The organism is Nitratidesulfovibrio sp. SRB-5 (assembly GCF_019931275.1).
Classification (GTDB): Bacteria; Desulfobacterota; Desulfovibrionia; order Desulfovibrionales; family Desulfovibrionaceae; genus Cupidesulfovibrio.
The window spans coordinates 96,434-120,373 of the sequence record NZ_JAIOTY010000001.1 but is presented as its reverse complement, the minus strand read 5'-3'; the positions used below and the strand labels follow the sequence as shown (position 1 = coordinate 120,373).

Annotated in this window: 21 protein-coding genes; 6 read left to right on the top strand and 15 right to left on the bottom strand. The window is 67.5% G+C overall.

What is annotated here, in order from left to right; genetic code table 11:
* Positions 1–68 precede the first annotated feature (68 nt).
* Complete coding sequence (locus tag K6142_RS00440) at positions 69–893, bottom strand: ABC transporter permease (protein WP_190246004.1); 825 nt, start codon at positions 891–893, stop codon at positions 69–71.
* 113 nt (positions 894–1,006) lie between these two features.
* Positions 1,007–2,005: an ABC transporter permease gene (locus tag K6142_RS00435; protein ID WP_223380704.1), complete on the bottom strand. Its 999-nt coding sequence runs from the start codon at positions 2,003–2,005 to the stop codon at positions 1,007–1,009.
* A 286-nt stretch (positions 2,006–2,291) separates the two neighbouring features.
* Between K6142_RS00435 and K6142_RS00430 the strand changes: the two genes are divergently transcribed.
* Positions 2,292–3,224, top strand: coding sequence for an SAM-dependent methyltransferase (locus K6142_RS00430; protein WP_190243962.1), 933 nt, complete (start codon positions 2,292–2,294; stop codon positions 3,222–3,224).
* 336 nt (positions 3,225–3,560) lie between these two features.
* Here K6142_RS00430 and K6142_RS00425 read toward each other — a convergent pair whose 3' ends face one another.
* From K6142_RS00425 to K6142_RS00400, 6 genes are all read right to left on the bottom strand, one after another.
* Positions 3,561–3,971, bottom strand: coding sequence for a response regulator (locus K6142_RS00425; protein WP_190243961.1), 411 nt, complete (start codon positions 3,969–3,971; stop codon positions 3,561–3,563).
* Between the two features lie 77 nt (positions 3,972–4,048).
* On the bottom strand, positions 4,049–4,885 hold the full coding sequence (locus tag K6142_RS00420; RefSeq protein ID WP_190243960.1) for a hypothetical protein: 837 nt from the start codon (positions 4,883–4,885) through the stop codon (positions 4,049–4,051).
* Positions 4,882–5,106 carry a hypothetical protein gene (locus tag K6142_RS00415; protein ID WP_223290246.1) on the bottom strand — a complete coding sequence of 75 codons (225 nt, stop codon included), beginning with the start codon at positions 5,104–5,106 and terminating at the stop codon, positions 4,882–4,884. Before K6142_RS00415 ends, K6142_RS00420 begins: the two co-directional genes overlap by 4 nt.
* 146 nt (positions 5,107–5,252) lie before the next feature.
* The gene (locus K6142_RS00410; RefSeq protein WP_190243959.1) at positions 5,253–5,858 is read right to left on the bottom strand and encodes a DUF4881 domain-containing protein; all 606 of its coding nucleotides are present in this window, start codon (positions 5,856–5,858) and stop codon (positions 5,253–5,255) included.
* A 31-nt stretch (positions 5,859–5,889) separates the two neighbouring features.
* Positions 5,890–6,942: a sulfite exporter TauE/SafE family protein gene (locus K6142_RS00405; protein WP_190243958.1), complete on the bottom strand. Its 1,053-nt coding sequence runs from the start codon at positions 6,940–6,942 to the stop codon at positions 5,890–5,892.
* A 28-nt stretch (positions 6,943–6,970) separates the two neighbouring features.
* Positions 6,971–7,264 (bottom strand): DVU0150 family protein, encoded by a 294-nt coding sequence (locus K6142_RS00400; RefSeq protein ID WP_015945975.1) that lies wholly within the window; start codon positions 7,262–7,264, stop codon positions 6,971–6,973.
* Between the two features lie 567 nt (positions 7,265–7,831).
* On the opposite strand from K6142_RS00400, the gene K6142_RS00395 reads away from it, so the two are divergent.
* Positions 7,832–10,621 (top strand): sigma 54-interacting transcriptional regulator, encoded by a 2,790-nt coding sequence (locus K6142_RS00395; protein WP_190243957.1) that lies wholly within the window; start codon positions 7,832–7,834, stop codon positions 10,619–10,621.
* Positions 10,622–10,624: 3 nt separating this feature from the next.
* Complete coding sequence (locus K6142_RS00390; RefSeq protein ID WP_190243956.1) at positions 10,625–13,231, top strand: PEP/pyruvate-binding domain-containing protein; 2,607 nt, start codon at positions 10,625–10,627, stop codon at positions 13,229–13,231.
* 178 nt (positions 13,232–13,409) lie between these two features.
* Here the strand turns inward: K6142_RS00390 and rfaE2 are convergent, their stop codons facing one another.
* The 7 genes from rfaE2 to K6142_RS00355 all read right to left on the bottom strand — a co-directional run bounded on the left by rfaE2 (position 13,410) and on the right by K6142_RS00355 (position 20,616).
* On the bottom strand, positions 13,410–13,931 hold the full coding sequence (gene rfaE2, locus K6142_RS00385; RefSeq protein ID WP_190243955.1) for a D-glycero-beta-D-manno-heptose 1-phosphate adenylyltransferase: 522 nt from the start codon (positions 13,929–13,931) through the stop codon (positions 13,410–13,412).
* 501 nt (positions 13,932–14,432) lie between these two features.
* Positions 14,433–15,254: a YkgJ family cysteine cluster protein gene (locus K6142_RS00380; RefSeq protein ID WP_190243954.1), complete on the bottom strand. Its 822-nt coding sequence runs from the start codon at positions 15,252–15,254 to the stop codon at positions 14,433–14,435.
* A gap of 294 nt (positions 15,255–15,548) precedes the next feature.
* Positions 15,549–16,538, bottom strand: coding sequence for a tryptophan--tRNA ligase (gene trpS / locus K6142_RS00375; protein ID WP_190243953.1), 990 nt, complete (start codon positions 16,536–16,538; stop codon positions 15,549–15,551).
* Between the two features lie 147 nt (positions 16,539–16,685).
* Entirely contained in the window at positions 16,686–17,360 is a 675-nt protein-coding gene (locus tag K6142_RS00370; RefSeq protein WP_015945969.1) for a site-2 protease family protein, read from the bottom strand.
* Between the two features lie 218 nt (positions 17,361–17,578).
* Positions 17,579–18,034: a response regulator gene (locus K6142_RS00365; protein WP_190243952.1), complete on the bottom strand. Its 456-nt coding sequence runs from the start codon at positions 18,032–18,034 to the stop codon at positions 17,579–17,581.
* Positions 18,034–19,857, bottom strand: coding sequence for a PAS domain-containing sensor histidine kinase (locus K6142_RS00360; RefSeq protein ID WP_190243951.1), 1,824 nt, complete (start codon positions 19,855–19,857; stop codon positions 18,034–18,036). Before K6142_RS00360 ends, K6142_RS00365 begins: the two co-directional genes overlap by 1 nt.
* A gap of 390 nt (positions 19,858–20,247) precedes the next feature.
* Positions 20,248–20,616: a response regulator gene (locus tag K6142_RS00355; protein ID WP_190243950.1), complete on the bottom strand. Its 369-nt coding sequence runs from the start codon at positions 20,614–20,616 to the stop codon at positions 20,248–20,250.
* Between the two features lie 480 nt (positions 20,617–21,096).
* Here K6142_RS00355 and K6142_RS00350 point away from each other — a divergent pair, with 480 nt between their 5' ends.
* The 3 genes from K6142_RS00350 to K6142_RS00340 all read left to right on the top strand — a co-directional run bounded on the left by K6142_RS00350 (position 21,097) and on the right by K6142_RS00340 (position 23,796).
* A complete protein-coding gene (locus K6142_RS00350) occupies positions 21,097–21,348 on the top strand; it encodes a hypothetical protein (protein WP_190243949.1) in 252 nt (83 codons plus the stop codon).
* A 327-nt stretch (positions 21,349–21,675) separates the two neighbouring features.
* A complete protein-coding gene (locus K6142_RS00345; protein ID WP_190243948.1) occupies positions 21,676–22,602 on the top strand; it encodes a TIGR00269 family protein in 927 nt (308 codons plus the stop codon).
* A 168-nt stretch (positions 22,603–22,770) separates the two neighbouring features.
* Complete coding sequence (locus tag K6142_RS00340; protein WP_190243947.1) at positions 22,771–23,796, top strand: glycosyltransferase family 2 protein; 1,026 nt, start codon at positions 22,771–22,773, stop codon at positions 23,794–23,796.
* The last annotated feature ends 144 nt before the right edge of the window (positions 23,797–23,940 follow it).

Sequence of the window (23,940 nt, the reverse complement as noted above, 5' to 3'; positions counted from 1 at the left end):
CGCCATGATGCGGATTGCACGCGCAATGGCGTCGGCAAGGCATCACTTTCCCTTTTGCCGTCCTTCTCCTACATGCCGCGCCGCCGGTACACGGCCAGCACCAGCCCTTCCACCAGCACGAACAGCGTCACGGGCACCACCAGGAATACCAGCGACAACATGGCCGCAAGCCCCCTGTCGGGCGATTGCAACACCGGGAACAGATACCCGGTGAACGAGGCAACCACCCCGCCGCCCACAAGCTGCACCAGAAAATAGTCGGAGAAGGCCACCAGAAACACCACCGACCCGCCCGCCACGGCGGCGGGCAGCAGCAGCGGCAGTTCCACGGCCAGCAGACGCAGCAGCGGACCGGCACCCAGGTTGGCGGCGCAACGGCCATAGTCCGGCCCCACGGTCTCGAAGCCGGAGGCCAGCGCCCGCAGCATGTACGGGTACGACACCACCGACAGCACCAGCACCACGCCCGCCGGGGTGTCCGCCAGGCCAAGGCGCACCAGGGTGCCGTACAGCCCGAGGGCAAAGCCCATGGCGGGCAGCAGGGCCGGAGCCAGCAGCAGCCCCTCCAGCATCGCCCGCCCCCGGAACCGCCCGAAGGCCAGCAGCCGCGCCGGGGCCAGGCAGGCGCACAGGGTTACCGCCACCACGGCCAGCGAATACACGGTGGACGAGGCCAGCGCCCCGGCGATGGACTGCCGGTGGGCCAGCACGAAGGCCGCCGTGCGCCCGCCAAGGACGGCAGGCCACAGGTCGGGCCAGGCCCAGCCGGGCGCGGCGGCCCACAGGGCCAGCACCGGCAGCGGCAGGCCGAACAGCAGCCACAGCAGCGTCAGGAACAGGCGTGATCCCGGGTGCGACGCCGGACGCGAATCCGAGCGCGACCCCGGGCGCAATTCCCCGTGCCGATCGGGACGCTGTGCAGCACCCGGTACAGGACGCGACCCCGGGCGCGCATCCGCCCGGCCCACCGGCGTTCCGCCGTCCCGGCCCGTTCCGTTGCGCGGGCTCACAGCTGGCGCTCCCGTCCGCGCAGCCCGGCCACCAGACGCACGTAGGCAGCCACGAACCCCGCACAACACAGCAGCATCAGGGTCAGCAGGGCGGCGGCCACGGGGCGGTCCTCCAGAGAACGCAGGAAATACAGGTCGTACGCCGCCACCCCGGGCATGGCCGGGGTGGATTCGCCCAGCAGCAGGGGAATTTCCACCGCGCCGAAGGCATACAGGAACAGGATGAGGAACGAGGCGTGCAGCACCGGGGCAAGGTGCGGCACCACCACGTCACGCAACACGGCCCACCGCCCGGCGCCCAGCATGCGGGCCGTCTCGATCAGGCGGGGGTCCAGCCGCCGCAGCGAGGCCACGGCCAGCAGCATGACGAAGGGCAGTTCCTTGTAGGTGTAGGCCAGCACCATGCCCATGCCGTCGCCGCCCCAGAGCAGGGCCGGAAACTGTGCCTGGTCGCTGATGATCCCGGCCTGATGCAGCGCGGCGGACACCAGCCCGGAGCGGCTCCAGAAAACGATGGCCAGAAAGGCCACCACGATGTGCGGCAGCACCAGCGGCACCCGGAACACCAGAGCCGACAGTTGCATGCGGGCGGGCAGCCGCCACACCCCGTAGGCCAGCAGCGCCCCCCCGGCCACGGAAAGCAGGGCCGACACCCCGGCCACGCGCACCCCCAGCAGCAGCGAGCCCGCCATGTGCGGCTGCGCCAACTGCCGCCAACCCGTCAGGACGTCCGGCGCGTACAGCCCCTGCCCGCCCTGTTCCGGCAGGTACTGGATCGGCAGCAGCCACCCCAGCGACTGGGCCGCCGTCAGCCCCACCCCCGCCAGAAAGGGGACCAGCAGCACCAGCAGCGGACACAGCGCGGCCATGCGCCAGCCAGTTGCCCGCCCGGTTGCGCCACCGGCCACGCGGCCAGAACCGCGACCGGCAGCGCGGGCAGGGACGGCGCGGCGCGGTGCGGACGCTTCGTCGGGGTGGCGGTGGGGTGGGCGCATGGCGGTTCCGGTGGCGGTGCCTGATGACAAGTGCAAGGGCGCGACGTTACTGCCCTGTACAGGCATTGCGGGGCCGGGTGCAAGCGGGCGGGGCGCATGGCGGAGAGCCGGGCGGCACGGTGGATGGCCCAGTGCCCGAAACGCTGGCAGCAGCCTGCCATGCCTGCGCCTGCCTGCTTTTGCTTGCGCCTGTCCGGCCCGGCCTTGCCATATGGGCCGCGCCGCGCTACAGCCACGCCCACGCCGCCGCACACCCTTACCGCCCCCACCGCACACGGATACGGACATGACCGCCAGCCCCATGGATGACCGCACCATCTACATCGCCGCCGCCGGGTTCACCGACGACCTCGTCCATGAACTGGAGGACCTGCACGGCGCGCGCGTGCTGGACGTGCGCGGGCGGCTGGTGGTGGCCGAGGGCCCTCCCCGTCCGGCGGCATGGGCCCAGAACGTCTGGCTGGAGCCCGTGGCCATCCCCGTGGCCTCCATCGGCGATGCGGCCCGCAAGCTGAAGGCCATCCAGCGCAACTGGCATCTGCACGCCACCGCCCACCACCGCCGGGCCGCGCTGATACAGGAGCAGTTGCCCCGCGTGGCCGCACGGCCCGTGGTGTTCGGTGATGCCCCGCCCACGGCGCCGCTGGGTTCCTGGACCCTGTGGGAGCCGGACCTGGTGCTGGCATCCGCCCGCTGCACCAGCCCCTTCCCCGACGGCGAACCCCGCTTCGAGGAAAACCGCACCGTGCCGCCCACCCGCGCCTACCTGAAGCTGTGGGAACTGTTCACGCTCATCGGCAGGCGGCCCGGCCCCGGCGAACTGTGCCTGGACCTGGGCAGTTGCCCCGGCGGGTGGACCTGGGTGCTGGCGGAACTGGGCGCCAGGGTGTTCAGCGTGGACAAGGCGGACATCGCCCCGCACATCGCCGCGCACCCCAACGTGAACTTCTGCACCGGCAGCGCCTTTGGCCTGGACCCGCGCCACGCCGGGGCCGTGGACTGGCTGTTCTCCGACGTGATCTGCTACCCGGACAGGCTGCTGGCCACCGTGGGGCGCTGGCTGGAACTGGGCCAGTGCCGCAACTTCGTGTGCACCCTGAAGTTCCAGGCCGAGACGGACCACGCCACGGCGCGCGCCTTCGCGGCGGTGCCGGGATCGCGTCTGCTGCACCTGGCCCACAACAAGCACGAACTGACCTGGGTGCTGCTGCGCGACTGACGGCCATCCGCCTCGTCATGCACCGGCGCGGTCCAACCCGGCATCCGTCACCGCCCGCGCCTCCCTTCCGCGTCCATTCCCCGCCGCGCCCGTCCTGAACACCGCCCTGCCCCGTCTGGCGCCTTCGGCCCGTGTCCGCAGGCAGGGGCCCTTCACGCATGCCGTTTCCGCCCGCAAAACGTGAATCCGGGGCGGAACCGTCTGCTGCGAAGGTTCCGCCCCGGACTACGAGGGGGATGGGCGTATGCTGTCGTGGAACATTGACGGCGGGTCACGCCGTGCCGGGGCTGCCCGGCAAAATTCACCACCGCACCAGTGGGCGCAACCGCGCTGGCGTTACTGCGCCGCGCGGCGCTCCAGCACCTGCTCGTACGCGGTCTCGATGCGCTCCAGCAGTTCCTCCACCGGGCAGGGTTTGAGCAGGTAGTCGCTGGCCCCGGCACGCATGGCGTCCAGGGCGATGTCCGTGTAGGCGTGCCCGCTCAGGATTATCACTGCCGGGTCTTCGCCGCCGGACTTGCGGATTTCGCGCAGCACGTCGCGGCCATCCATGTCGCCCAGCTGGATGTCCAGGATCACCACGTCCACGGCCTGCCCGGCCAACCACTCCAGCGCGGCCCGGCCGCTGGCCACGCCGTCCATGGTCATGCCGCGCTTGCGCATGCGGCGCAACAGCGCGTCACGAAAACCATCCTCGTCGTCCACCAGCAGGATGCGGCAGTTTTTCAGCAATTCCGGGCAATCCATGTTCCCTCCTGGGCCTCGGCCCGAAAATTCCGCCAGTCCGCCACCCCTGCCAACCCGGCACGTCCACTGCCCGGCCCCTATGCGCCGTGCGTTGCCTCTGTCTGGGGCGCCATGTCCGGCAAGGTCACCACGTCGCCCGGCTGCACGTTCAGATCATGGGGCACGCGGGCCACACAGTCGCGCGCGGTGCATTCCACAACCCGCGCCTCGCCCACCGGGGTGCCGTCGGGTCGGTGGATGCGGCAGCGCATGCCGGGACTGGCCCCGTGCTGCACGCCAAGGCCGAAGGTGACGTCCTTGCCGCCGCCATCGGGCGCGGGCAGCAGCTTGTAGATTTCCGCGCTGCGCTCTGCCAGCAGGGCCCGGCCCCAGGCCCGGCCCAGCATGAAGTTGCCCAGCCCCGCCAGCAGGGCGAAGGGCAGCACCAGCGCGGACAGGCCAAAGGGATCGATGCCGAACCAGCGGGTAAGCCGTTCAGGCGCATTGGCCTTCATGGTGGCCTCGTCGGGCCACACCACCACCGCAAAGATCAGCGTGGGGTTCTGCTTTTCGCCGTACTTGTCGTGCACGCGGATGACGTATTCGCCCGAGGCGGGGCTGGCCCCCACCTTGATGGCGCCGCGCCACATCTTTCCGCCCAGCCAGTAGCCGGAATAGATTTCATAGGGCACAAGGCGCACCTGCCTGTCGTCCGTGCCGCCCTCGATGACCATGTCCTCCAGGGTTTCGGTCTGGGGAGGCAGGGGTCCGCTGACCGGGTATTCGCCGCCGGGCAGCGCGTCGGTGCGGTTGAAGCCCTGCTGCATCCTGCCCACCAGCCCGTCCACCAGGCTGAGCGCGCAGACCAGCAGCAGCAGCAGCGCCACCTTGCCGGAACGCCGATGCAGGCGCGCCAGATGCACCGATCTGGTCACGCCAGGCCCCGGGTGCGCAGCCAGCGCTTGGCGCACCAGCCCAGCACCAGCGAGGGAACCAGCACCGCGAAGAACGTCTTGAAGAACACCGGGGTGAATTCGTCCGGCACGAACGAGGCACGGTACATGCCCGCGCACACCGCCGCGATGGCCAGCAGGTTCATGGTCAGCACCAGCAGCTTGTGGGCCACGGTGGTTGCGTAATCCATCTGGTCTTCCACGGTGTTGCTCCTTGTCTTGATGTCCGCCGGGCTTCTTCCGCCCGTTCCGGCCCGCCATCGCGTCATCCATGCATGGCCTTGCGCGGTGATGGCGGGGCGGAAGGGGGGGAAGGGGCGGGGCTGTCGCCAGCCCCGCCGCCCTGTGGCTACTTCTTGAAGATGTCGGTCTTGGTGATGTTCATGAAGCGCAGGGACACGCCCTCGGCCTTGTAGTACACGCGCACTTCGTCACCGGCGTCCCAGGTGGAATCGGGCAGGGCGAAGTATTCGTCGGGCATCGAGATGGTGCACAGCATCTTCTGGCGACCGGAATAGATGGTCACGGTCTTCTTGTCGCGGTCAACCATGGGGAACTTCTTCGCGGCTTCCGTGGCCTTGTCGTACACCAGCGGATGGTTGCGGTCGATGTTCTCCTGCAGGTCCACCATCTTGAACGTGATGTCTTCGAACGCCTGGGTCTTGGTGTTGAAGATGCGGATGATGTTGGTCTTGGTATCCAGCTTCATGCGCTGACCGGCCTTGGGCTCCGGTCCCATTTCGGCGGGATCCACGGGCAGCTTGTAGGTGTGCGGGGGCAGGATGGAGTAGTCCGGGTTCAGCGGCTCCATGGCCTTGTCCTGGATCAGGGTGACGGTTTTCGCGTTCTTGTCGTATGCGATCACCCGGCCCTGGTCCACCTTGCCGTATTCACCGCAGCCCACCAGGCCGAGGGGCAGCGCCACCACGAGCAGCATCAGCAGAAAGCGTCTCATATGTTTTCTCCTTCTCTCGCGTGCGGTACGGCTAGGCGGCCTTCTTGCGGGCCAGTTCCATCTTCACGCCCTGAATCATGCGGACGAAGATGTACAGCGACATGCAGGACACCAGGCCCAGCACCAGTACGGTGGCGCCAGCGTCGAGCACGCTCTTGAACTGGGGCAACCAGGGCTGCACGAGCTTCATCAGGATCGAAAGGGCGCAGCCGACCACGGCGAGGCCGAAGGCGATACGGATGCCGTAACCCTTGATGTACTTGGTGGCCACGGCGCCAACCTGCGCGCCGACCGAAGCGCCCACCAGCATGATCATGGCGGCAACGAGTTCGGTGCGGCCCTTGTAGGTGTAGGTGGCGGCGCCGTACAGGCCGGAGATCATGACTTCGAACAGGTCGGTGCCGACGGCCACGTGGGTCGGGCAGCCGATGAGGTAGATGAGGGCGGGCATGCGGATGAGACCGCCGCCGATGCCCAGGATGCCGGCCAGCCAGCCGGTGGCGAAGCTGACGACGATGGGCAGCCACGCGGAGCAGTACACACCCGCTTCCTTCAGGTGCACCATGGGGGGAATCTTGATCTTGTGCAGGGCCTTGTGCCACTCGACGCCCGTGGCGCCCGCTTCCAGCGTTTCACCACGCGCGGCGGCCTGGCGTTCCTTTTCGCGGCGCTTGGCCACGTCGTGGAAGACCATCCAGGCAATGGCGGCAAGCAGCGCGATGTAGATCCAGCGCACCACCTTTTCGACGTTGCCTATCCGTTCCAGCCACATGACCATCTGGGCGCCCACTTCGAAGCCCACGACGGTGCCCACCAGCATGATCATCCCCAGCTTGTAGTCCACGTTGCCGAACTTGCCGTGGCGCATGGTGGAGATGAGCGACTTGCCCGCCATGTGGGCGATGTCAGTCCCGATGGCGAAGGCCATGGGGAAGCCGAGGATGTTCAGGCCGGGGGTAACCATCCAGGCGCCGCCCATGCCGAAGAAGCCGCCGATGATGCCGACGCCCACGCCGAGAATGATCAGGCCGGGCCAGAAGATCTTAACGCCCGCGATGGGCATGAGAATATAGAGCCATTCCATCGTTGTTCTCCTTTGGTGCGGGCGCGGCCTAGTGCTCGGCCAGTTCGCGGGACTTCAGGTCGATGCCGATCCAGTTCATCACGATGTCGGCAAGCACGCCGAAGAGCACGCCCACCAACGGGATCAGGATGATGGTAAGCGTGGTGAACTGGACATGGCTCTCGTTGTACAGGTTGGCCCACCAGGCCATCACGCCGTCCAGCTTGCGGGTGTCGGCCACGATGACCACGGGTGCGCCACCGCCGCCAGCGGCCAGCGCCAGGCCGGGAATGGCCAGCACGAACGTCAGCAACGACATGAACAGCGTCTTGATCCTTCTCATGTGCATCCTCCAGGTTGCGGGCAGCCCTGCCGCCCTTTTCGGCTTCCGCCTCCGGCCCGTCCTCGCTTGTTGCGATCCCGTCCGGCGTCGGAGCCCGCCTTTGTGTCCACCCGCACCCCCCCTTGGAGCGCGGTTTTGGTCCTGTGCATTGCGCGGTTGACGCCGCGCGACCCAGAGCTAGCAATCCGCATGCCAAACATTTTAACACACGACAAAACATACATTAATTTCTTTTCGCGCAAGTTGCGCTTGCACGATCGCGCAAAGCCTTGTACATAATTTCTCAACCGCCACACGACAAAGTTCACTCTGCTGCTGTCGGCATTTCGCCCCGTGCCGCGTGTTGCGAAAGACGGGGGAAATGCGCATAAGCAAAGGTGTGCGCTTCATGCGAATGCAGCGGGCATGCGCTGGCACGGCGGTCCGCAATGGCCCTTGCGCCACCGGGAGCACACCAGCCCCGGAGGCGTGAAACGACGAACCTCCCCGGTGTCGCCCGTCCCGGCCCCCGGCGCCCCGGTTCCGCTACGGGCGGCCTCCGCCCCACACCCCTGGCAGGGAGAAGGCATGCGTTACTACAGGCCGCCGCTGTTCGGCACGCTGTTCCGACTGGAAGGCAATTTCTCGGAATGGAGCATCGCCAAACGGCTGCTCTTCGCGGCGCTGCCCGCGTTCATGCTGCTGCTGATCATCAGCGGAATGATCTCCCACCGCATTTCCCAGAACTTCCTGCACGACGCGCTGGGGCGCAGTTCGCTGCTGGCCACCCTGTCCCAGGCCCACGAAATGGAACAGGTGCTCCAGCAGGCCCGGCGCGAGCTGCTCTACCTTGCCCGCACCGACATTTCCTCCGCCTCGCTGGCCCACCATCTGCGCACTCGCGCCGAGACCATGGGCACCCTGTACCGCGAAATCGCCTATCAGGGCTCCACGCCGGACAACCGCCTGCTGCTGCTGAACACCGGCCGCGACGTATGGATGGTGCCGCTGGAGCAGGCCCTGGCCACCCGTTTCGGCCCGCTGACCCGCCAGAACACGCAGGAGCCCAAGCCGGGCTTCGTGCGTATTTCCGCCCCCACCGAGGTGGTCTACCCCTCCGTGCCCACGGCGGGCACCGTGCAGGGGCTGTCCATGCACGTGCTGCGGCTTACCACGCCCGTACTGGACGCCGCGGGCAACCAGACCGGCCTGCTCACCCTGTCGGTGGACATGCTGGCCCTGCGCAACGTGCTGTCGGTCTACGCATCGCGCCGGTCGCCGCTGTACATCTTTCCGGAAGAAACGGAAAAGCACCGCAGCTTCTTCTTCGACTCCCACGGATGGATCCTGTTCCAGTCTGAATCGCCGGAACATCCCAACCTGGACCTGTCCACCGATACGGTGCGTTCGGGCATGCGCGGCGACTTCGGACGCCCCGGCTTCGAGGCGGCCTTCCGTCCCAATCCGGAGCAGGAGCGATACTGGGGCATGGTCACAGAAGTGCAGTCCGGCAATTCCGGCCAGAGCCGCCTGGGCACCATGCTGGAAGACCCCTCGCCCATGAACCGGGCCTTCTACATCAGCTACGCGCCGGTCACCTTCAGCGAAGGCCCCGGCGCCAGCACCGTGGTGGTGGGCGGCATCGCGTACACCGACACCAGCTTCCTGGCCATGGCCGCGTCCTACAAGCTGTATGGCGCGCTGTTCGTGTTCGGGTTGTGCGCCAGCGCTGTGGCCGCCTTCATTCTGGCCATGCTGGGACGCGGCATCGCCGGACCGCTGCACCGCATCGCCGAGGAAGCCAGCGGCAAGCTGGAATCGGGCGACCTCACTCCCATCCATCTGGAACGGGTGCACCCGGAAGCGGAGGCCCTGCTCCAGACCACCAACGAAATGCTGGCCGCCCTGCAGGCGCGCAATGAAGAATTGCGCCTGCGCGAAGAACACATCCAGTCCACCCGGCGACGGCAGCGGGTATGCCTGGACACGGAAATCGCGCAACAGCAGCCGCAAAGCCAGCTTTCGCCGCAGGACACCATGCCCGGCATCGTGGGCACCAGCGAATCGGTGCGCGGCCTGCGCGGCATGATCCGCAAGGCCGCCGGCGTCGAGGCCGACGTGCTTATCATCGGCGAAACGGGTACAGGCAAGGAACTGACCGCCGAGGCCATCCACATGACCAGCGACAGGGTGGGCGGACCGTTCATCTCCATCAACTGCGGCGCCCTGGACGAGAACCTGCTGCTGGATGCGCTGTTCGGCCACGTGAAGGGGGCCTTTTCCGAGGCGCGGGGCGAGCGCAAGGGGGCCTTCGTGGCCGCCGACGGCGGCACGCTGCACCTCGACGAAATCGGCAACGCCTCGCCCAAGGTGCAGCAGGCCCTGCTGCGCGCCCTGTCGGTGCGGCGCATCCGCCCCCTGGGCAGCGACGACGAAGTGCCCTTCGATGCGCGCATCATCGCCGCCACCAACGTGGACCTGAAGGAATGCGCCCGTCAGGGCACCTTCCGGGAAGACCTGTACTACCGGCTGGCGGTGATCACCATCAACACGCCCCCCTTGCGCGATCGGCGAGAGGACATCCCCGCCCTGGCCGACTACTTCCTGAAGCAGGCCGCGCAAACCCTGAAGCGCCCGGCCATGGGCCTTTCGCGCGGGGCGCTGGAAAAGCTGCTGGCCTACGGCTGGCCGGGCAACGTGCGCGAAGTGAAGAACTGCATCACCCGCGCCGTGGCCTTTGCCGAAGGGGACACCCTGTACGCCGAAGACCTGCGCTTTGGCGCGGAACTGGACCCCACCCTGTCGCACGGGGCGCTGCTGCCGCCAAGTCCGGCCCCGGCGCACGCGGGCCAGCCCCCCTACCCGCAGGCGCAACAACCCGCCGCACCCTACCCCGGCGACGGCACCGCGTATGGCGTCCCGTACGGATCCCAGACGCCGCAAGGCATGCCCGGCGCACAGGCGGGCGCCACCATGTACGACCCGGTCAGTGGCCGCATCGTGGCCAGCGGCACCGGCAACGGCGGGCCGGACTGGTCTGACGCCGGGGCCATGCACGGCGCACGGGCAAGGCATGATCGCGCGGGCGGCAACTCCGGCAACGGTCGCCAGCCACACAACGGGCAGGATGGCGCGGGCACGCCGCCGCTCTCCGCGCTGAACCCGCGCCAGCGCGCCGCCTGGGAATTCATCAGCCGCAACGGCGGCATCACCCGCACCCAGTATCAGGACATAGTGGGCAACGAGATACCCGTGCGCACCGCGCAGTACGACCTGCAGGACATGGTGCGCAAGGGCTTCATCCGCAAGGTGGGCAAGGGGCCCGCCACCCGGTACGTGCTGACGGAAGGCGGCGTGCCGGTACCGCCACGGAGGTAACCCATGCTGGCCGCGCCGCCGCCCGTATCACTGCTGGAACGTCTGCGCTGGCTGTTCGGCCACAGGCGCTCCGTGGATGCCGAATCGCGCGAGCGGGTCATGCGGGTGTTCCGCGCCCGCTACGCCCACTTCAAGGACCTGCTGGACTCCAACGCCGAGCTCGCGCGCATTCTCGCGGACATGGACGAGAAGATCGCGGGGTGCACCCTGTTCGGGGCCACCTGGCTGCGTTCGCAGGCCACGCGGTCGGTGTTCCACGCCATGCGCATGGCCACCGCCCTCAATGCCATCTCGGGCGATGCGTACCCGTCCCTGCCCGGGGTGGTGGAACGCATCAACGCCGAAATCACCGAGCTGATGGAAAGCCGCCCCCAGGCCACGGTGGAGGCCTACGCCCTGCCCTTTGCCGCCATCAACGGCGACATGGTGGACTGGGTGGGAGGCAAGTGCGCCAACCTCGGCGAACTGACCTCGCGCGTGGGGGTGCCGGTGCCGCGCGGCTTTGCCATAACCACCCGCGCCTACTACGCCTTCATGGAGCATGACGGGCTGATGGGCAACATACGCAAAAGCTTGCGCGATGTGGACCCACAAGACCCGGAAAGCGTGCTGGACGTGGCCGACGACATCCAGGCCCTGTTCGCCGCCGCCACCGTGCCGCCGGACGTGGTGGATGCCCTGCGCGCCGCCTGCGACGAGGCATTCGGGCCCGACGCCGACGCCGGGGAAAGAGGCGCCACGCTGCGTCTGGCCGTGCGCTCCAGCGCGCTCAGCGAGGACAGCCACGTTTCCTTCGCCGGGCAGTATCTGTCGGTGCTCAACGTGAGCCGCGACGGCGTGGTGGATGCGTGGAAGCGGGTGGTGGCCAGCCTGTTCATGCCCCAGGCCATCGTGTACCGCCTGCATCAGGGCATCACCCTGGACGCCAGCGCCATGGCCGTGGCCTGCATGGAAATGGTCGATTCCGTGGCCGCCGGGGTGCTGTTCACCCGCCACCCGGTGGATCTGCTGTCCGATTCCATGGTCATCAACGCCGCATGGGGGCTGGGCGCCGCCGTGGTGGACGGAGAGATGGAGCCGGACACCTGGCTGTTCAGCCGCGAGGATGCACCCCACCCCCTTTCGCGCAACGTGGTCTGCAAGGCGCACCGCCTTATCCCCGGAGAAGATGGCCGCCTGCGCGAAGAAGACGTGCCCGAATCCCAGCGCGACACCCCCTGCCTGACCGACGCCCAGGCCGTGGAGCTGGCCCGCATCGGCATGCGGGTGGAAGCGCACTACGGCGTGCCGCAGGACGTGGAATGGGCGCTGGACCCGGCTGGCAGGCTGTTGCTGCTCCAGGCCCGCCCGCTGACCACCACCCCGCGCGGTGAAGCGCGCACCACCCCGCTCATCGAAGGCTACCCGGTGCTGCTGCACGGCGGCGAGCCCGCCTGCCCCGGCGTGGGCTGCGGGCCGGTGGTGCAGCCCGCCAACGCGGAGGAACTGGCCCTGTTCCCCGAAGGGGGCATACTGGTGGCCACGCACTCCTCGCCGTCCTACGTGCTGGTCATGCAGCGCGCCCAGGCCATCGTGGCCGAGGCGGGCAGCATCACCGGACACATGGCGTCGCTGGCGCGTGAATTCGGCGTGCCCACCATCGTCAACGCGCCGGGGGCCATGGGCACGCTGCCCGTGGGCACGCAGGTGACCGTGGATGCCTTCTCCTGCCGCGTCTATCAAGGCCGGGTGGAAGAACTGCTGCCCCTGCGCGAGGAACGCGCCGTGTGCCTGCGCGACACGCCCATCCACAACCTGCTCAAGCAGGTGGCAGCGCTGGTCTCCCCCCTCAACCTGCACGACCCCAAGGCGGACAATTTCACCCCCGACGCGTGCCGCACCATCCACGACGTGATGCGCTTCGTGCACGAACTGTCCTATGCCCACATGTTCCGGCTGTCGGACACCGTCTCCGATGCCGGGGCCGTGGCCGTGGAAATGAAGGCTCCGGTGCCGCTGGACCTGCACGTCATCGACCTTGGCGGGGGGCTGGCCGAGGTGGACGGCCCCTATGTACACCCGGAGCAGGCGGTTTCCGCACCGTTCAAGGCCCTGCTTGAAGGCATGCTGGACCCGGCCGTGCATCACCGCGAACCGCGCCCGGTGGACATGAGCGGCTTTCTGTCCGTCATGAGTCGCCACATGATCGAGCCGCCCACCATGCACGGCCAGCGCTTCGGAGACCGCAGCTATGCGCTGGTGTCCGACAAGTACCTGAATTTCAGTTCACGCGTGGGCTATCATTACGGCGTTCTCGATGCCTACTGCGGCCAGACCATGAACAAGAACTACATCACCTTCCAGTTCAAGGGCGGCGCGGCGGACGAGACGCGCAAGAACCGCAGGGTGCGTTGCATAGGCATCATCCTGGAGGCGCTGGGGTTTCATGTGGAAGTGCGCGGCGACATGGTCACCGCACGCTTCCAGAAATTCGCGGCGCCGCAGATCGCCGAGCGGCTTGTGCAACTGGGGCGGCTGCTCATCGTCACCCGGCAGATGGACATGCTGATGGTGGACGAAGCGGCGGTGCAGCGCTTTGCGGATAATTTCCTGAGTGGCCGGTACCATTGAGCACGGCAGGCGCAATTTAATCACGCAAAATGCACGTCGCGCGATAATGTCTGCGCGAAGCCTTTGCGCAAAAACAAAACATCCCGGCATTCCCATGGAATACCGGGATGTTTTGCGTACAGCACAATCCTTGACGCGCAAGCATCCTTCCGTACACGCCCCAAAAATATGCTGCGAACTATTCGAGCTCACCCGCCGACACACCGGCCCGAATGCGCCGGACGAGGCCGGTGGTGGAAAAGCCGGGCAGCAGGGGCAGGCTGAGCACCCGCCCGCCTCGGGCCTGTACGATGTCGCGGCCCACGATGCGGTCCACGGGCCAGTCGCCACCCTTCACCAGCACGTCGGGCTGGACTTCCGCTATGAGCGCGTGGGGCGTGTCCTCGTCGAACTCCACCACGTAGTCCACGCTGGCCAGGTGGGCCAGCACGTAGGCCCGCACCGCAAAGGGATTCACCGGGCGGTCGGCACCCTTGCCCTGGCGGCGCACGGAGGCATCGGAGTTCAGGCCCAGCACCAGCAGGTCGCCCTCGGCCCGGGCGCGGGCCAGCAGGTCCACGTGGCCGGGGTGCAGGATGTCGTAGCAGCCGTTGGTGAACACCACCCGCTGTCCGGCGACGCGGCGAGGCGCCAGCAGGCCGGGCAGCGCGGCGCGGTCCACGACGGCGGGATGGCTCAGGTCAGGCTGGGATGTGTGCATGCATGGCTCCGAAGACCGCCCGGAAAGCACTGGAGATGCGCCGGGCGCGCATTGGACATTGGTTGAACATTGGAGGCGAGACGATGACGCGGCGGAAACGGGCGAACACGGGCCGCCCCAATGCTCGAATGCGGAGCCGCGTGGAGCTCCACCTGAGGGAGAGCGACCGGACGGAAGGGGCCAACGCTTCGGCGTTGGCTGTTTCAACCCACGCACCCGCGAGGGGTGTGACGCGAGGCTGGTATCGCGACAACATGCCCCCGAGGTTTCAACCCGCGCACACGCGAGGGGTGCGACCGGGGTAATCGGCTTGATGCTTCACGTGACGGATGTTTCAACCCACGCACCAACGAAAAGGTACGACGCAGTCCGGTATATGCTTTTCGTGGATTTTGTTTCAACCCACGCACCCGCGAAGGGTGCGACGAATCACCGTTTCCAAGGCCAAAGAAGACCTGCGGTTTCAACCCACGCACCCGCAAGGGGTGCGCGACACTCCCGCTACGCCTTCATGCGCAGCGCCGCGCAATCGCCGAACAGCACCAGTTCCGCCCAGTCGTAGGCGAAATCGAGGCGGGCTTCCTCGTCGTCCAGCACCTGCTGCTGGCGGTCCGCGTCCATCTCCAACCGGTCGAACAGCTTCACGCCCCGGATGAAATCGACGAAACGGTCCAACTGGTAGCAGGCCAGCAACACCATGGTGGCCTGCTTGGGGCTGATGGCCGCGCCCTGCCGCTTGCAGCGCGCCATGAGGCGCATGTAGCGGTCGTTGGAGGCATTGTATGGCTCCAGCCCCTGATCGGCCAGCCAGGTGCCGCTGGACCATTCGCCGGACTCGTCGAAGCCCCTACAGTGTTCCTCGCGCACCACGAAGAACTGCTCCACCACGCTGCCCGCCTCGTCTTCCTTGGTGGCGCGCCCCAGCGGATAGGTGCGGCAGGCGCCGGAACGGTCGGGGTACACGGTGCACCCGGCATCGCTGACGAACGGGCACAACTTCAGCGGGTGGTCGCTCATGCGCAGGAACAGGGCGGGAAAGCCGGTGTCCGGATACTGGCCCACGCGGGCATGGGTGTTGATGAACTCCTCGCTGCCCATGCCCAGATTGCGGCGCAGCCGCAACACGTCGTACGGCGTGAGCGGCATGTTCAGGTCGGAACAGCAGGCGTTGAAGCAGCGCACGCCGGGATGGCAGGCAAACCTGAAGGTCTGCCCCGCCTGCAACTCCGGCAGGCTTTCCAGAAAAGCCTGGGTCTCGTCGCCCTGAGCCACTTCCGCACCAGTCGGGCCGCATCCGCTACACTTGTTCGTCTCGCCGGTCATCTTCGCCTCGCTTGGCAGTGCGTCGGATGTCCGGCGCGGTCATTGGGTGGGCACCCGAGCGATACCAATGTCTCTTGCCGTGGGGCAGAGCAATTTACCTGTCGCTACCTTTCCACAGCCTGCCCGAGGACGGCGCGCGCCATGCGAAAGGCGGACGCGGCGTTCGGGGCAAGGCGCACGGGTAAACGCCGACGCAGGCGTAGCAGCGCTACGTCAAGGAAGGCGTTTGCCCGCGCAAGGCGGCACCGAGCGACGCGCCCCGCCTTGCAGCGGCGTGCGTCGCCTGAGGGTAGGCTAGAAGTTGAGGCGGTCGCGAACGCCGTCCATGATCCTCGACGCCTCGGCGCGGGCGCGGGTATCCCCGGCATCCAGGATGTCCTGAATGCCCTTGGGGTTGGCCAGCAGGGCGGCGCGGCGCTCGTGCAGCGGCCCCAGGAAGGCGCCCAGGTTTTCGAGGAATATCTTCTTGCAGTCCACGCAGCCCAGCGAGGCAGAGGTGCAGCCCTGACGGATTTCGGCCTGCTGGTCCGGGCTGGCCATCAGCTCGTGGTAGGGGAACAGGTTGCACACGTCGGGGTTGCCGGGGTCGCTCTTGCGCAGGCGGTTGGTATCGGTGAACATGCCGCGCACCTTGGGGGCGATTTCCTCCATGGTGTCGCGCAGGTAGATGGCGTTGCCGTAGCTTTTGGACATCTTGCGGCCATCAAGGCCGGGACACTTGGCCGCCGGGGTCAGGCGCGCTTCCGGCTCGGGGAAATAGTCGCCGTACAGGAAGTTGAAGCGGCGGGCGATTTCGCGGGTCAGCTCCAGGTGGGGCAGCTGATCCTGGCCCACGGGCACCCACTTGGGGTGGTAGATCAGGATGTCGGAGGCCATCAGCACCGGGTAGCCGAGGAACCCGTAGTTGCCGAGGTCCTTGTTGACCACTTCCTGCTTCTGTTCCTTGTAGGTGGGGTTGCGTTCCAGCCAGCTCACCGGGGTGATCATGGACAGGATGAGGTGCAGTTCCGCGTGTTCCTTGATGTGCGACTGCTGGAACATCACGCACTTTTCCGGATCGAGGCCTGCGGCAACCCAGTCGGTGACCAGTTCGGGCACGAACTCGCGGATGCGCGAAGGATCGGCGTAGTCGCTGGTCAGGGCATGCCAGTCGGCCACGAAGAAGAACGCTTCCATTTCATGCTGCATCTCGACCCAGTTCTTCAGCACGCCGAAGTAGTGGCCAAGGTGCAGCGGCCCGGTGGGCCGCATGCCGGAAACGGTGCGCTTGTCGGGGGTGGTCATGATCTGTCGATCCTCCGGAAGGGAATGGGATGTCGAAGCGTGGTGCGCGGCGGCGAGGCCGGGCGCCATGCGGAATTGCGCAAAACAGGCGCGCCGGGCGTTGCATACCGCACCGGCGCGGGCCAGGACTGGCGGGCCGAGGTGGGGCTAGCGGATGCCCACGATGGCCGAGACAAGATCGACGGACATCTGCACCAGCGGCCAGACCACCTTGAACAGCATGCCCGTGGCCAGCAGGATGACCACCAGGATCAGCCCGTAGCGTTCCAGGCGGTAGTAATGCCACGCCAGCTTGCGCGGCAGAACCCCGGCCAGGATGTTGCTGCCGTCCAGCGGCGGGATGGGGGTCAGGTTGAACCAGGCCAGGGTGAAGTTCACCCACACGCCCACGGCGCACATGTTCAGGAAGAAATCGTACACGCCGTTGCCCTCCCACTGCGAGATGGGCATGGCGAGGGTAAGCAGGCGATAGGCCACGGCAAAGCCCACGGCCACCACGATGTTGGCCAGCGGACCGGCAAACGAGACCAGCGCCATGTCGCGCCGGGGCGACCGGAAATACCGGGTGTTGACCGGCACGGGCTTGGCCCAGCCGAGGATGAACGGACTGGTGAGGGCGGTGAACACGAACAGCAGCGAGCCCATCACGTCCAGATGCGGCAGCGGATTCAGGGTCAGCCGCCCCAGCATCTTGGCCGTGGGGTCGCCGCGCTTCCAGGCGGCCCAGCCGTGCGCCACCTCGTGACAGACCATGCCGAGCAGCATGGGCACGAAGGCGACGGCCAGTCGCTTGATGTTGACGGCAAGGTCGGTATCGAACATGACCCCTGCGGCTACCACGAAGGCGGGGGCAGGGCAAGGGGCCTGCGGCTTCGCGGGCCTTGCGCCCGTTGAGGCGGTGGCGGCACTGGCGGCAGGTTCGTCAGTACAAACCGTCGTGGACGGCGGCCCCGGCGGCACCTTGGATACGGATGAAACGAACTCTTGATGGCTACGGCGGGCGGATGCCGGGCATGCCCGGCGACTCCGTCGCGCGGGGGCTATCCCGGCGCGCCGCGCCCCAGCGCCCGCTCTATGGCGCAGACCAGTTCCTCCATCTCGCACGGCTTCAGCAGGTATCCCGCCGCGCCAAGGCGCATGCCCTCGCGCGCTTCTTCGGCGCCGCCGTGGCCGGTCAGCATGATCACGGCCATTTCCGGGGCCATGCGCCGCACCACGCGCAGCAGTTCGAAGCCGTCCATGTCGTCCATCTTCAGGTCGAACACCGCCGCATCATAGGCCGCCCCGCGCAGGGTGCGCAGGGCCTCGGCGCCGCTGCCCGCGGTGTCCACCACGTAGCCGCGCCGGGACAGGCGCTTCTGCATCACCCGGATGAAGCCCGCTTCGTCGTCCACCAGCAGCAGCCGGATGGGGGCTGCGGCGCTGCCGGGCCCGGAGCCGGTTTCCGCATCGGACGGCGAACCCGGCGGAGAGGTGTTGGAGTGGGTCTCGCTCATCATGTATCCTTGCTGCCCCCATCGGGGGGTGTCGTGCCGGGGAGTTCAGGCTTTCCGCCTGACGGGTTCGGGGCCGGGCAGGCCGAGGTCAGGCGTCCCCCGCCCGCCAGCAATCCGGTTCCCTGGGCGGCCTGCGCCGCGTGCACGGCAGGGTCGAACGGCGGCAGCAACACCTGAAAGGTGGTGCCCACCCCCACGATGCTGCTCACCTTTATCTCGCCGCCCATCTTGTTGATGATGCCGTAGCAGATGGACAGGCCAAGGCCCGTGCCCTTGCCCACCGGCTTGGTGGTGAAGAACGGGTCGTAGATGCGCTGCAGGATGGCCTCCGGCATGCCGGGGCCGGTGTCGGCCACGTTCACGGCCACCATGCCGTTGTCGCTCATCAAGGTGGCCACCTTCAGGGTGCCGCCGGAACCTTCCATGGCGTCGAAGGCGTTGTTGAACAGGTTCAGGAACACCTGCTGCAACTCGGAGGGCGAGGCGGCCACCGGCGGCAGCCCCTCTGCCATGGCCACCACCACGTGCACGCTGACGGTGCGGGCCTTCTGGCCGGAAAGCTCCACCATCTCGGTGACCATGGCATTGATGTCCACGGCGTGCACCTCGCGGTCGGAGCGGCGCGCGAAGCTGAGCAGCTTGTGGGTGATGTCGCGGCAGCGCACACCCTGGGTGCGGATCTGGCGGGCGCTGTCGCCTATCTCGCGCACGGCGTCCTGCTCTTGCAGTTCGCCCAGCACGTCCTCTATCCAGCCCGCCTCTTCCATCATGATGGCCACGGGGTTGTTGATCTCGTGGGCGATGCCCGCCGCCATCTCGCCCAGGGCCGACAGTTTGCCCGCCTCCACCACCTGGGCATTGAGGGCGGCCATTTCACGCTCCAGCCCGTCGATGCGCTCGATGATGCGCTGGGCCAGGAACATGCCCAGCACCAGCACCGCGATGGAGGCCAGCCCCAGCACCAGAAACAGGGTGCGCTGGGCCGCGTGCAGGCCCTGCAACGCCTCGCGCGTGGATTGCTGGAACACCAGTATCCAGTCGCCGCCCTTCAGGCGTGACATGGCGTAGACCATGTCGCCTTCCTCGAAGGCGCGGTCCTGTTCCATGCCCGCAATGCCGCCGCCGAACACCCGGCGGGCGAATTCCGCCAGTTGCGCGCCGTCGCCCGCCGAATGACGCCCCCCGGAGGTCTGGAACGCGCCAGCCCGGTTGATGATGCAGGCCTGGCCCGTGGCCCCCACGCGGACGTCCTCCACCAGCGAGACGAAGCTGGCGAAATCGATGGTGGAACGCAGGATCCACGCCCTGCCGTCCACCATCAGCTTCACGGCCACGATGAAGTGGGGCGACTTGCGCACCCCCATGAACACGTCGCTGATGAACACGTCGCGCGCGCCAGCCTGCAAGAACCAGTTCTCGTGCGAATAGTCGGTGCCTTCCAGGCGGTGGGGACCGGCGTACACCCGCTGGATGCCCGCATCGTCCACCATGCCCAAGTCCACGTACACGCCGCCATAGGCGCTGCGCATGGCTGCCAGCTTGCGGTTCAGGTTGGCCGGGTCCAGCAGGCCCGCGCCCTGCGCCTCTACCAGCATCTGCACGCTGGCAAGGCGTTCGTGCAGGAAATCGTCGATCTTCTGGCTGTGCCGGTCGGCGATTTCGCGCGACTGGCCGAAGACCATCTCGCGGAACGACACCCCGAGGTGCAGGTTCATGACCCCCAGTATCAGCACCAGCGGCAGCACCGACGCCACCAGAATGCCCATGTAGATGAGCCGGTTCAGCGCGACGCGACGGCCGACGGGAAACAGGGAGTCCGGCATGGGCACCTCTGGGGTTGGCACCGGGCGGTGCGGACACGGAACAGGCATGATGCCGCCGGGGCGGGCTGCCACGGCAGCGCGACACGCAATCGCGCAGACGGCGCGCGCCCAGCATCCCGCCTGGCAGGCACACTGACGCACCGGCCCATTGGACGCCAGCGTGCAGAAATTGAAAACGGGGCGGGCCGCACCGGGCGGCGCGGGCAGGCGCACGCGGCACGCAAACCGCGTGACGGCCGCACGGCGCGGCTATCGCGCAATATCGCGCAAACCAAGACCCGCCCCACAGGGTAAAAGCAAGGGGCATGCCATCTGCGCGAAGAAAGCGGGGCAGTTACGCCGCCACCGACGGGTGCTGGCGAAAAAGAAGAAAGACAGGGGAGAAAAGGGCTACGATCTTTTTTCGATGGCCAGCGCCACCTTGGCCTTCAGTTCCGTGAGGTCCACGGACTTGACCACGTAGTAGTCGGCCACCACGGACTTCAGGTCGTGCTGGAAGGAATCGTAGGCCGTGGACAGGATGACCGGCAGGGTGGGTTCGCCCCGGCGAATTTCCTGCAACAGGTCCAGACCCGAAAGGTCCGGCCCCAGCTTGATGTCCAGCACCACCACCAGGGGCTTTTCGCGGGCCACCACGTCGAGGATGGGTTCGCGCCCGTCGGACACGGCCACGGTGTAGCCTTCGCCTTCCAGTTCTTCCTGGTACAGCATGCGGATGTGCTTTTCATCGTCCACGACAAGTATCTTCTTGGCCGACATGGTTCACCTCCGAAGGCTGGGGCGCTGGGGGATGACGGGGCAAGGGCCGCGGGCGCCGCGCCCGCCACACGTTGCGTGCATGCACACAGGCGCACGAGCGCCCGGCACGCAAGGATACAGGGATACGGGGGCCACGCGGGCCGCGCGGGATGCACGCCCCACGCACACGTGGGCGGCAGGCTGTCCCCGGACCTTTGCCAAGGATAGTACAGGCGCGCGGTGAAGACAAGCAACCCGCCCCGGCGGCGCGACATCTTCACCCCGAAGGATGACGGGGATCGCGCCACGCCGCCCGAGCCCCGCCGGGCCCCGCGCCGGGCCCTGCACCAGATGCCGCGCCAGCGCCTGATGCCCGCCGCGCCGCACCTTGCCATCGGGGGGCAAACGGGTATGGTGCGCTTCCGGTACGCGGCCCGGGCGCCGCCGTGGAAAACGTTGCGGTCGCGCCCCTCCCACGAACCTTCACCAAAAGACGGGACCATGGAACACACCCCGGAAACCACCCCCGGCGAACGCCGCACGTTCGCCCCGCGCACCATCACGGTGCGCCTGCAACCCAAGGAACAGCTGCTGACCATGCCGCGCGAGAAGACCGTGTTGCAGGTGCTGCGCAAGCTGGGCATCCGCCCCACCACGGCCATCGTGGTGCGCGACGGCGGCCTGCTGACCCCCGACCGCGAAGTGCTGCCGGATGATGAGCTGCTGATCCGCATTGTCACTTCCAGCGGATAGCAACCGGCGCGCTTTTGCCCTCTGGCTGAGCGACCCGAAGGGCGCGTAGCGTGGCCGTTGGGCGAGCCTGCGAGCCCCACGAACATCAAGAGTAACGCGTCAGACTCGCTTTTGCTCCGGTCACGGACCAAAGAGCGCTCTGTGGCCGCCATCCGTAACACTCACGTTGTTCGTGCAACGGCTGCCGCACGCTCCCTCCGCAAAAGCTTCGTCTTCCTTGCCAGAGAACAAAACCCCGCCGTTTGCGATGTTTCCTACTCCCCGGCTGTGGCCGGCGCCCTTCACCATGGGCACCGCACGCACCGCAACCCGAAAGGATAACGCACCATGAAATGCAAACGCTGCAAGGATACCGCAGTCGTGTCCCTGCCCAGCCACCATACCGGCTTCTGCGCCGAATGCTTCCTGCTGTTCTTCACCCGCCAGGTGGAGCGCGGCATCAAGGAACGCAAGCTGTTCACCCATGACGACCGCATCCTGGTCGCCCTTTCCGGCGGCAAGGATTCGCTGAGCCTGATGCTGGAACTTTCGCGGCTGGGCTACGACGTGACCGGCCTGCACATCGACCTGGCCATTCCCGGCTCCTCGCCCGCCGCGCGCGGGGTGGTGGAACGCTTCTGCGAAAAGCACGGCCTGAACCTGATCGTGAAGGAAATGGGTGCCGAAGGGCTGGCCATTCCCGACGTGAAGGCCCGGCTCAACCGTCCGGTGTGTTCGGCCTGCGGCAAGATCAAGCGCTATTTCTTCAACAAGACCGCGCTGGACGAAAACTTCACCGTGCTGGCCACCGGCCACAACCTGGACGACGAAATCGCCCGGCTGTTCAGCAATACCCTGCGCTGGGACGTGGCCTACCTGAGCGACCAGGGCCCGGACCTTGCCGCCGACGGCGGCTTTGCCCGCAAGGTGAAGCCCCTGTGGCGGCTTTCGGAGTTCGAGACCGCCAACTACGCCTTCCTCATGGGCATAGAGCACCACTACGCGCCCTGCCCCTATTCCGGCGGGGCCAGCTTCACCTTCTACAAGAAGCTGCTGACCGACCTTGAGGAAGAAATGCCCGGGCGCAAGCTGGATTTCTACCAGGGCTTCCTGGAACGGGGCCGCCCCGTGTTCGCCCGTGCCGACAACGAGGACGGCGTGGACCTGAGCGGCTGCACCCGCTGCGGCTACCCCACCTCCAACGAGGTGTGCGGGGTGTGCCGCATCCGCGATGCCCTGCGCGACAAGGTGGACGGGGCGGCAGGGGCAGAATAGCAGAGACAGAAGCGGGGATATCCGCGCACCTTCCCCGCATAACCCTTCATTCCACCCACAATGAAAAAGTTTGGGAGGATGGGGGTCCGGGGGAAGGAACCTTTTCCAAAAGGTTCCTTCCCCCGGCAACTCCCCCCTCCGGGTATTTCCATCCCAACCCGCGCCGCCATGACCAAGCCCTGCCCCGCCGTCAGCGTCGTGCTGCCCGTCTGGAACGCCGCCGCCACCCTGCCCGCCACCCTGCACAGCCTGCTGGCGCAAACCGGCGCGGACTTCGAGGTGGTGGCCGTGGACGACGGCTCCACCGACGCCACCCCCGACCTGCTCGCCGCATTCGCCGCGCAGGATGCCCGCATCCGCCCGGCGCGCATCGCCCACGGCGGCATCGTGGCCGCGCTGAACCACGGTCTTGCCCTTGCCCGTGGACGCCACATCGCCCGCATGGACGCCGACGACACCTGCCACCCGCAGCGCCTGGCCCTGCAATGCGCCTTTCTGGACGCGCACCCGCACATCGGGCTGGTGGGCTGCCGCGTGGACTTCGGCGGTGACCGCGAACGCTGCGGCGGCTACGCCCGGCACGTGGACTGGGTGAACACCCTGCTGGACCCCACAGACATCGCACTGGCGCGCTTTCGCGAATCGCCCTTCGCGCACCCCTCGGTGATGTTCCGCGCGGAACTGCCCGGCCTGCACGGCGCGTACACCGACGGCCCCTTTCCGGAAGATTACGAACTGTGGCTGCGCTGGATGGACGCGGGCGTGGCCATGGCCAAGCTGCCGCACACCCTGCTGACCTGGAACGACCCGCCGGGCCGCCTTTCGCGCACCCACCCCAACTACGCGGAAGGCGGCTTCTATACCCTGAAGGGGCTGTACCTGGCCCGCTGGCTGGCCCGGCACAACCCGCGCCACCCCGAAGTGTGGGTGGTGGGCGCGGGCCGCACCAGCCGCCGCCGGGCGCGCCTGCTGATGGATCAGGGCATCGCAGTGCGCGCGTGGATCGACATCGACCCGCGCAAGATCGGCAACCGGGTGGACGGCCTGCCCGTGCTGGGGCGCGAGGCCATGCCCGCGCCGGGCGAGGGATTTCTGGTGGCGTACCTGGCCGGGCACGGCGCGGCGGAAGAGCTGACGGCGTTCCTTGACGGTGCGGGCTACGTGCAGGGCCGGGATTACATTCTGGCGGCGTAGGGAAGCACACCCGGCGCATCGTCCGCGCTCGCCCGCCCGACGCGGCACGCCCTTCCCCATCTTTTCCCCCCGCCGCCGCAACGTCACCCAACCGTCCGCAAGATTCACCACACCGTCACGCATGCGCCACCGCCGGGGCGCATT